Origin of the sequence: Kitasatospora sp. GP82, assembly GCF_029892105.1 — a bacterium.
Classification (GTDB): domain Bacteria; phylum Actinomycetota; class Actinomycetes; order Streptomycetales; family Streptomycetaceae; genus Kitasatospora.
The window spans coordinates 187,226-195,141 of record NZ_JARZAJ010000018.1 but is presented as its reverse complement, the minus strand read 5'-3'; the positions used below and the strand labels follow the sequence as shown (position 1 = coordinate 195,141).

General features: G+C 69.6%; 8 protein-coding genes, 1 pseudogene and 1 riboswitch. Of the genes and pseudogenes, 3 read left to right on the top strand and 6 right to left on the bottom strand.

Features of this window, described 5'->3' with window-relative positions; genetic code table 11:
• From P3T39_RS21035 to P3T39_RS21020, 4 genes and pseudogenes are all read right to left on the bottom strand, one after another.
• Positions 1-226: pseudogene (locus tag P3T39_RS21035) on the bottom strand (ubiquinol-cytochrome c reductase cytochrome b subunit); the annotation flags it as partial.
• Complete coding sequence (locus P3T39_RS21030) at positions 223-1,290, bottom strand: Rieske 2Fe-2S domain-containing protein (RefSeq protein WP_280700003.1); 1,068 nt, start codon at positions 1,288-1,290, stop codon at positions 223-225. The gene P3T39_RS21030 and the pseudogene P3T39_RS21035, both read right to left, overlap by 4 nt.
• Entirely contained in the window at positions 1,287-2,096 is an 810-nt protein-coding gene (locus P3T39_RS21025; RefSeq protein WP_280700002.1) for a c-type cytochrome, read from the bottom strand. The genes P3T39_RS21030 and P3T39_RS21025 overlap by 4 nt, the downstream gene beginning before the upstream one ends.
• Positions 2,097-2,240: 144 nt before the next feature.
• Positions 2,241-2,861: a heme-copper oxidase subunit III gene (locus tag P3T39_RS21020; RefSeq protein WP_280700001.1), complete on the bottom strand. Its 621-nt coding sequence runs from the start codon at positions 2,859-2,861 to the stop codon at positions 2,241-2,243.
• A 434-nt stretch (positions 2,862-3,295) separates the two neighbouring features.
• Between P3T39_RS21020 and P3T39_RS21015 the strand changes: the two genes are divergently transcribed.
• From P3T39_RS21015 to P3T39_RS21005, 3 genes are all read left to right on the top strand, one after another.
• A complete protein-coding gene (locus P3T39_RS21015; protein WP_280700000.1) occupies positions 3,296-3,721 on the top strand; it encodes a hypothetical protein in 426 nt (141 codons plus the stop codon).
• Positions 3,722-3,848: 127 nt separating this feature from the next.
• A complete protein-coding gene (gene trpD, locus P3T39_RS21010) occupies positions 3,849-4,925 on the top strand; it encodes an anthranilate phosphoribosyltransferase (protein ID WP_280699999.1) in 1,077 nt (358 codons plus the stop codon).
• Positions 4,926-5,094: 169 nt separating this feature from the next.
• Positions 5,095-5,212: riboswitch (SAM riboswitch) on the top strand.
• A gap of 51 nt (positions 5,213-5,263) precedes the next feature.
• The gene (locus tag P3T39_RS21005) at positions 5,264-6,640 is read left to right on the top strand and encodes an aminotransferase class V-fold PLP-dependent enzyme (RefSeq protein WP_280699998.1); all 1,377 of its coding nucleotides are present in this window, start codon (positions 5,264-5,266) and stop codon (positions 6,638-6,640) included.
• Between the two features lie 17 nt (positions 6,641-6,657).
• Here the strand turns inward: P3T39_RS21005 and P3T39_RS21000 are convergent, their stop codons facing one another.
• Together P3T39_RS21000 and P3T39_RS20995 are read right to left on the bottom strand one after the other, a co-directional pair.
• Entirely contained in the window at positions 6,658-6,939 is a 282-nt protein-coding gene (locus P3T39_RS21000) for an Lrp/AsnC ligand binding domain-containing protein (RefSeq protein WP_280699997.1), read from the bottom strand.
• On the bottom strand, positions 6,936-7,745 hold the full coding sequence (locus tag P3T39_RS20995; protein WP_280699996.1) for a rhomboid family intramembrane serine protease: 810 nt from the start codon (positions 7,743-7,745) through the stop codon (positions 6,936-6,938). Before P3T39_RS20995 ends, P3T39_RS21000 begins: the two co-directional genes overlap by 4 nt.
• Positions 7,746-7,916: the final 171 nt, after the last annotated feature.

Below are 7,916 nucleotides of genomic sequence, written 5' to 3'. Positions count from 1 at the left end.
ACACACCCGTGAGGATGATGATGACGAAGCTGTAGAGGCAGATCTCACCGAGCATGAAGGACCAGTGGTCCGGGAAGATCTTGCGCAGGTTGGCCTTGGCGAGGGAGTAGATCCCCACCCGGCCGTCCGTCCAGTCAGCTGCCGCCTCCCACTTGTTGGCGGGGTTGGCACGCGTGCTGCCGCTGCTGGGCTTTGCGTCGGTGCTGACGCTGCTCGCGGAACTCATGAGCGCTCCCAGAAGCTCGGGCCGACGGGCTCGGCGAAGTCGCCGGTGGCGACCAGGTAGCCCTTCTCGTCAGTAACGATCTTCAGCTGCGGCAGCGGGTGACCGGCCGGGCCGAAGATCACGCGCGCGCCGTCCGCCAGGTCGAAGGTCGACTGGTGGCAGGGGCAGAGCGCGTGGTGGGTCTGCTGCTCGTACAGGCTGATCGGGCAGCCGACGTGGGTGCAGATCTTGGAGTAGGCAAGGATGCCCTCGAAGCCGAGCTCGCGGGAGTTCTTGTCCTTGATGTCCTCCGGAGCGATCCGGACGAGCATCAGGGCGTCCTTGGCGATGCGCTGCTGGAAGTCCTCGTCCGACTCCTCCAGGCCCTCGGGCTTGGCGAAGGTCAGCGAGCCGACCTGGATGTCCTCGGCCTTCATCGGCTCGTTGGTGTTCATGTTGATCAGCTGGATCGGCTTGGCCTCGGTGGCCGCCTTCCAGTTGGTGTGCTGCAGCTTCTTCTCGGGCAGCGGGCCCAGGTCGCGCAGCAGCATGACACCGGAGAGCGGCACCAGCGCCATCGAACCGATGAGCGTGTTGCGCAGCATCTTGCGGCGGCCGAAGCCGGACTCCGCGGCACCGGTCTTGAACTGCTCGATGACGTCGTTGCGGACCTCGTCGTCAGCCTCGATGGGGTGACGCTCGGCCGGCATCTCGTGGTCCGACATCAGGGTGCGGGCCCAGTGGACCGCGCCCGCGCCGATGCAGAACAGCGCCACGCCCAGCGTCAGGCCCAGCGCGAAGTTCAGCGCGCTGATGTGGCCCAGCGGGAAGACGTAGATGATCTTGTCGATCGGGAAGATCACGTACGAGGCGATGAACCCGATCGTGGCCAGCATCGAGACCAGGAACATCAGCGAGACCTGGCGCTCGGCGCGCTTGGCGGCTCGCTCGTCGATGTCGGTACGACGGGGCTCGTGGGCCGGCAGGCCCGGGTCGGCGAACGGGTCGCCGTGGGTGGCGACCTCGTGGCCGTGGGAGGCGTCGTGCGCCTCCGGCAGCTTCTCTTCAGGAATGTCGTGGCTCATGACTTCTTGGCCTTGGTGGTGTGGGCGGCGACCCAGATCGCGACCGCGATGAGTGCACCGAGACCGAAGATCCAGCCGAACAGACCCTCGGTCACCGGACCGAGGCTGCCCAGGGCCAGACCACCGGGGTTGGGCTCCTCATTGGTGGTGTGGCGGACAAAGGCCACGATCTGCTTCTTCTGCTCCTCCGGCATGGTGGAGTCGGGGAACGACGGCATGTTCTGCGGGCCGGTCTGCATGGCCTCGTAGATGTGCTTCGGGTCGACACCATCGAGGGAGGGCGCGAACTTGCCCCGGGTCAGGGCGCCGCCCTGGCCGGCGAAGTTGTGGCACTGGGCACAGTTGGTGCGGAACAGCTCGCCACCCTTGGACACGTCGTTCGGGTCCGTGGAGGTGTACTGGTCCTTGGTCGGGGCGACCGGGCCGGGGCCGAGCGAGGCCACGAAGGCGGCCAGCTGGTCGATCTCGGCCTGGCTGTAGACGACCTTCTTGCGCGGGACCTGGGCACCCGGCTGCTGCGCGGGCATACGGCCGGTGCCGACCTGGAAGTCGACGGCGGCGGAGCCGACGCCGACCAGGCTCGGGCCGTCCGAGGAGCCCTGGCCGTTCAGGCCGTGGCAGGAGGAACAGCCCACGGCGAAGAGCTTCTTGCCCTCATCAATCGCGAGCGACTGCGCCGAGGTGTCGGCCTGCGCCTTCTCGGCGGGCGCGAACGCGGCGTACAGCCCCCCGGTGGCCGCCAGGGCGAGAAGTAGGACGACCAGCGCCGCCAGTGGGTGGCGCCGTCGTGCGGAGAGCTTTTTCACGGAATAACCCCGGTGTCAGGATCTGGTCGGCTGGTGGGCGTTCCCGGCGGCGCGGTCTGCTCAGGGCCGGCTTCGGGGGACGCGCGTTCGGTCGGTCGGTGCAGCCTTCGGCTCCGGCCGGCGGCCAGCGACCTGATCAGCTGGTTACTTGATCAGGTAGATGGTCGCGAACAGACCGATCCACACGACGTCGACGAAGTGCCAGTAGTACGACACCACGATCGCGGCGGTGGCCTGCTCGTGCGTGAACCGCTTGGCTGCGTACGTCCGTCCCAGGACCAGCAGGAAGGCGATCAGACCACCCGTCACGTGCATGCCGTGGAAGCCGGTGGTCAGGTAGAACACCGTGCCGTACGGGTCGGAGGACAGCGAAAGGCCGTCCTTCTTGACCAGCTCGGTGTACTCGAAGATCTGGCCGCCGATGAAGATCGCGCCCATCACGAAGGTGATGGTGAACCACGAACGGAGCTTCTTCACGTCACCGCGCTCGGCGGCGAAGACGCCGAGCTGGCAGGTGAGGGAGGAGAGCACCAGGATCGTGGTGTTCACCGAGGAGAAGGGCACATTGAGGGCGTGCGCCTTCTCGGTCCAGAACTCTGCGCCCTTGACCGAGCGGAGCGTGAAGTACATCGCGAACAGGGCCGCGAAGAACATCAGCTCCGAGCTCAGCCAGACGATGGTTCCGACGCTGACGAGGTTCGGCCTGTTGACCGCTCCGTGCGCGTGTCCGGTTTCTGTTGCTGTTGCTGTCGCCACGACGGACATTATGTCGGTCCCTTATTCCGTCTTCACGCCGGGGGGTCTCCCTCGGAGTGTCCGGTGCGTGCGGTATGCCCAGTTGGAGCCCGACGGGGCGTCCGGAGACCGGTTGAACGGGACGGTGTCCGTTTTCTGACGGTTCTTCTGGCCGGCCACGGGTCGGTGCGGACGGTCGAGCACCCCTTTGCCCCGCGTGTCACTGCCGCGCCGACGGGCCCCGGTGGGTTAGCGCGTCCGCCGTTCGGGTGATGTCCGCGCACGAGGGTGACGGCCCGTCCCCCGGTTGGGTGAGACCACTGCGTGGTGGCTTGAGCGAGATCGCGCCAGAGGCTCACCTCGGCGGGTGGTCGGGAGTAGCATCCGGAAGTGGACGTGGTCCGGATCACACTGGACTCGTCGGAGCAGACGTTATAGAGGACGAGCACCCGGGAGCAGGGCCCATGGCGCACACGACCGACGAGACGCTCACCGTTCTCGTCTACAGCGACGACCGCAACACCCGCGAGCAGGTGACGCTCGCACTTGGCCGGCGGCCCGCCGCCGACCTCCCGGGGCTGCGGTACCACGAGTGCGCGACGGTGCCGGCCGTACTGAAGGCGCTGGAGCGCGGCGGTGTCGACCTCTGCATCCTGGACGGCGAGGCCGTCCCGGCCGGAGGGCTCGGGGTGGCGCGGCAGATCAAGGACGAGATCTACGGCTGCCCGCCGGTACTGGTGCTGATCGGCCGACCGCAGGACTCCTGGCTGGCCGCCTGGAGCCGGGCGGATGCCGCGATCGCACAGCCGGTCGACCCGGTGGCGCTGGGTGAGGCGGTCGCTGCGCTGCTGCGGGCCAGGATCGAGGCGCGGACACCCGCCCACCACTAGCACTCCAAGCGGGTGGGCGTCTCAGCAGGAGAGAAGTGCTCGGAGGACCGAGGCACGGTCGCCCGGCCGCTCGATAGGCTGGCTCCATTCCTTTCGACAGTGTCTTGACGAGAGCTGGAGTCAGCCAATGGTGAACGTGAACCCTGCGAACGGCGGTAGCGACCCCGCGCAGGTGGTCCGCACCTGGCCCGATCTCCTGAGCGCCCTGCTGTCCGGTGCCGACATCGCCCAGGCCGACGCCGCCTGGGCGATGGACCGCATCATGAGCGGCGAGGCGACCCCCGTGCAGATGGCCGGCTTCATGGTCGCGCTGCGGGCCAAGGGCGAGACGGTGGACGAGATCTCCGGCCTGGTCGAGTCGATGTACGCGCACGCCGAGCCGCTGCACATCCCCGGGCCCGCGGTGGACATCGTCGGCACGGGTGGGGACCGGGCCAAGACCGTCAACATCTCCACCATGTCGGCCGTTGTCGCGGCCGCCGCCGGGGCGAAGGTCGTCAAGCACGGGAACCGGGCCTCCTCCTCCGCCAGCGGTTCCTCCGACGTCCTGGAGAAGCTCGGCATCAACCTGGACCTCAGCGCCCGCCGGGTCGCCGAGGTGGCCGAGGAGGTCGGTCTGACCTTCTGTTTCGCCGCCAGGTTCCATCCCGCGATGCGGCACGCAGCCCAGGCCAGGCGTGACCTTGCCGTGCCGACCGCCTTCAACATCCTTGGCCCGCTCACCAATCCGGCCCATGTCACCGCGCATGCGATCGGCTGCTTCGACACCCGTCTCGCCGGGCTGATCGCGGGAGTGCTGGCCCGGCGGGGTGCCTCCGCGCTGGTGTTCCGGGGCGACGACGGGCTGGACGAGCTGACCATCTCGACCACCTCCCGGGTCTGGATCGTGAAGGACGGTCAGGTCCGTGAGACCGCGTTCGACCCGCGTGAGGTCGGCATCGAGCCGGTCGGCATCGAGGCGCTGCGCGGCGCCGACGCCGAGTACAACGCGAGCGTCGCGCGCCGGGTGCTGGGCGGGGAGCGAGGGCCGGTCAGGGACGCCGTCCTACTCAACACGGCCGCCGCGCTGGTGGCTCTGGAGCTGACCGAGGCGCCGCTGGCGGAGCAGCTCAGGGCGGGGATGGAGCGGGCGGCCGGTGCGATCGACTCGGGTGCGGCGCAGGACGTGCTGAAGCACTGGGCCGACGCCACCGCGCGCGCCTGAGAGGACGTGAATACCTCAGGGGCAAACGGCAGCTTTTCAGGGGTGCGCGGTTCTGAGCGGCAACCCCGTTGCTCCTGAGGCGTCGGCCCACGGCTTTGAGGGGGAGTGGTGTCCGAACTGTGGGATCGCGTTTGACCGTTCTTCGGAGGCTCGCCTAGAGTCCACGGCAGGTCATGAGTGACAGCGACAAGCCCCAGCTTGCTGTCCGGCAACCCTCCGTCCGTGGCGGGGTGCCCTGGGTGAGGACCGGGTCACGTGGCGATTCGTCTGCGTGGCAAGCGCGGACGCCCGGCACATCTGCACTCCCGGGGTCCCCGACCCCAGAGGAGTGTTCTGTCATGCCCGTTGCCACCGACACCTGCGCCCCGCTCACCGTCCTCGGCCACGACGTCCAGGTCCCGCTGGTCACCGGCGAGAAGGTCGGTTACGCCGCTCTCGACTACGCCGCCAGCGCCCCGGCGCTCCAGCGGGTCTGGGACGACGTCGCCGCCTACGCCCCGTACTACGGCAGCGTGCACCGGGGGGCCGGATACCTCTCGCAGCTCTCCACCGACCTGTACGAGCAGAGCCGCCGGACCGTCGCCGACTTCCTCGACCTGCGCGAGGGCGACCAGGTGGTCTTCACCCGGGCCACCACCGACTCGCTCAACCTGCTGGCCGGGGCGGTTCCGACGGGCACACGGGTCTTCGCCTTCGAGACCGAGCACCACGCCTCGCTGCTGCCCTGGCGCGGGGAGGGCCTGGAGGTCAGCTACCTGCGTGCCCCGCGCTCGCACGCCGAGGCCGTCGCCGCGCTGGATGCCGCGCTCGCCGAGGCCGCCGCGACCGAGGGGGACGGCCCGCGCCTGTTCTGCGTGACCGGTGCCTCGAACGTCACCGGGGAGCTCTGGCCGGTCGCCGAGCTGACCGAGGTCGCTCACCGGCACGGCGCCCGGGTGGTGCTGGACGCCGCGCAGCTGGCCCCGCACCACCGGGTCTCCGTCCGGGAGTTGGACGTCGACTGGATCGCCTTCTCCGGCCACAAGCTGTACGCCCCGTTCGGCGCGGGTGTACTGGCCGGGCGCGGCGACTGGCTGGACGCGGCCGAGCCGTACCTGGCCGGTGGCGGTGCCAGCCGTACGGTGGCGCGGGAGGCGGACGGCTCGGTGGCCGTCGAGTGGCACCGGGGACCGGCCCGGCACGAGGCCGGTTCGCCCAATGTGATCGGTGCGTACGCCATCGCCTCGGCCTGCCGGGCGCTGACCGAGGCCGGGTTCGACGAGCTTCAGGCACGGGAGCAGCAGCTGGTCGAGCGGTTGAAGGACGGGCTGGCACGGATCCCCGAGGTCAAGGTGCTCAGCCTGTTCGGCACCGACTCGGCGCGGGTCGGGGTGCTCTCCTTCGTCGTCCAGGGCTGGAACAGCTCGCACTTCGCGGCGGCGCTCTCCGCCGAGTACGGCATCGGGGTGCGGGACGGCCTGTTCTGCGCGCACCCGCTGGTCCGCACGCTGCTGGGTGAGGACAGCCCGGCACCTGTCTCGACCTGTGGCGCGCCGGAGCCCTCGCTGCCCGGTGAGCGCAGCCTGAACGCGATCCGGGTCAGCTTCGGCGCCGGTACGCCGGACGAGCACCTGGAGCGCTTCCTGGCGGCCGTCCGGGAGCTGATCACGGACGGCGCGCGGTGGACCTACCGGAGCGAGGGCGGGCGCTGCGTCGCGGACACGCTGCGGGGCTGACCGGCCGCCAGGGCGTACTACTCGTCGAGGCCCAGCGCGAAGGCGGCTTCGAGGTCGTGCTGGGAGTAGGTGCGGAAGGCGATCTGCGTCTGGGTGTCCTGCACCCCGGGGACCTTGTTGAGCTTCCCGGGGATCACCGCGGCCAGATCGTCGTGCCGCCGCACCCGCACCATCGCCACCAGGTTGTAACCGCCGGTCACCGAGTACACCTCGCTGACGCCCTCGATGGCGGCGATGGCCTCGGCGATCTCGGGGATCCGGTCGACGCTGGTCTTGATGAGAACGATCGCGGTGATCACTCGTCGGCTCCTGTCCGTGGGGGTGGGGCCAGCGTATCGGGGCGCGCCCAGGTCACCGCCCAGGTGGCCAGATACCCGGTGGCGAAGCCGATCACATGCACCAGATAGGCCACCTCGGAACCGCCCGCGCGCACCGACCACCACTGCAGGACGAACCACAGGCCCAGTACCAGCCAGGCCGGAAAGCGCAGCGGCAGGAAGAACAGCAGCGGTACCAGCGCGGTGACCCTGGCTCTCGGGTGGAGCCGCAGATAGGCGCCGAGCACCCCGGCGATCGCCCCCGAGGCGCCGATCAGCGCGCGCACCGCCTCCGACGAGTCGACCTCGGCGTACGCGTAGCCGTAGGTGGCCAGGGAGCCGACGGCGAGATAGCCGAGCAGGAAGCGGATCCGGCCGAAGCGCTCCTCGACGCCGGGGCCGAAGACGAAGAGGAAGAGCATGTTGCCCACCAGGTGCAGCCACCCGGCGTGGACGAAGAAGGCGGTGAGCACGGAGAGCGCGGGGATCTTGTCCGGGGTGGGGGAGATCCGGCAGTCGGGCACGGCCGGCGGCAGCTCGGTCAGTTGAGCTGCGGTCAGTGGACGGTTGCCGACCAGCTCGGCGGGCACCGCACCCCAGCGCTGCTCGTACTGCTGTTCGGCGCAGACCCGGGCCGGGCCGGTGCCGTAGGCGGGGTTGAGGCCGAAGCTGGGCCCGATCAGCAGGATCAGCGCGCTGAACGCGATCAGGGCGAGGGTGACCACCGGGGCCCTGGCTGGCGGGGCGCCGTCCTGGGTGGGGAGCTGGTGGAGGACGGGAGTCGCCATGCTGACGAGCATTCCTCGGGTCGTCGTCAACGACACGGCGGTGTACTGCGTGTGGGCTACCCGCAGGTCGGGCGTCGGGAAGGTCCGTACCGGTGGCGGACGGGGTGCGGGCAGGCAATAGGCTTGGGCCCCGCACTGCACCAGTCGCGCAGAATCAGTCCCGCAGACGAC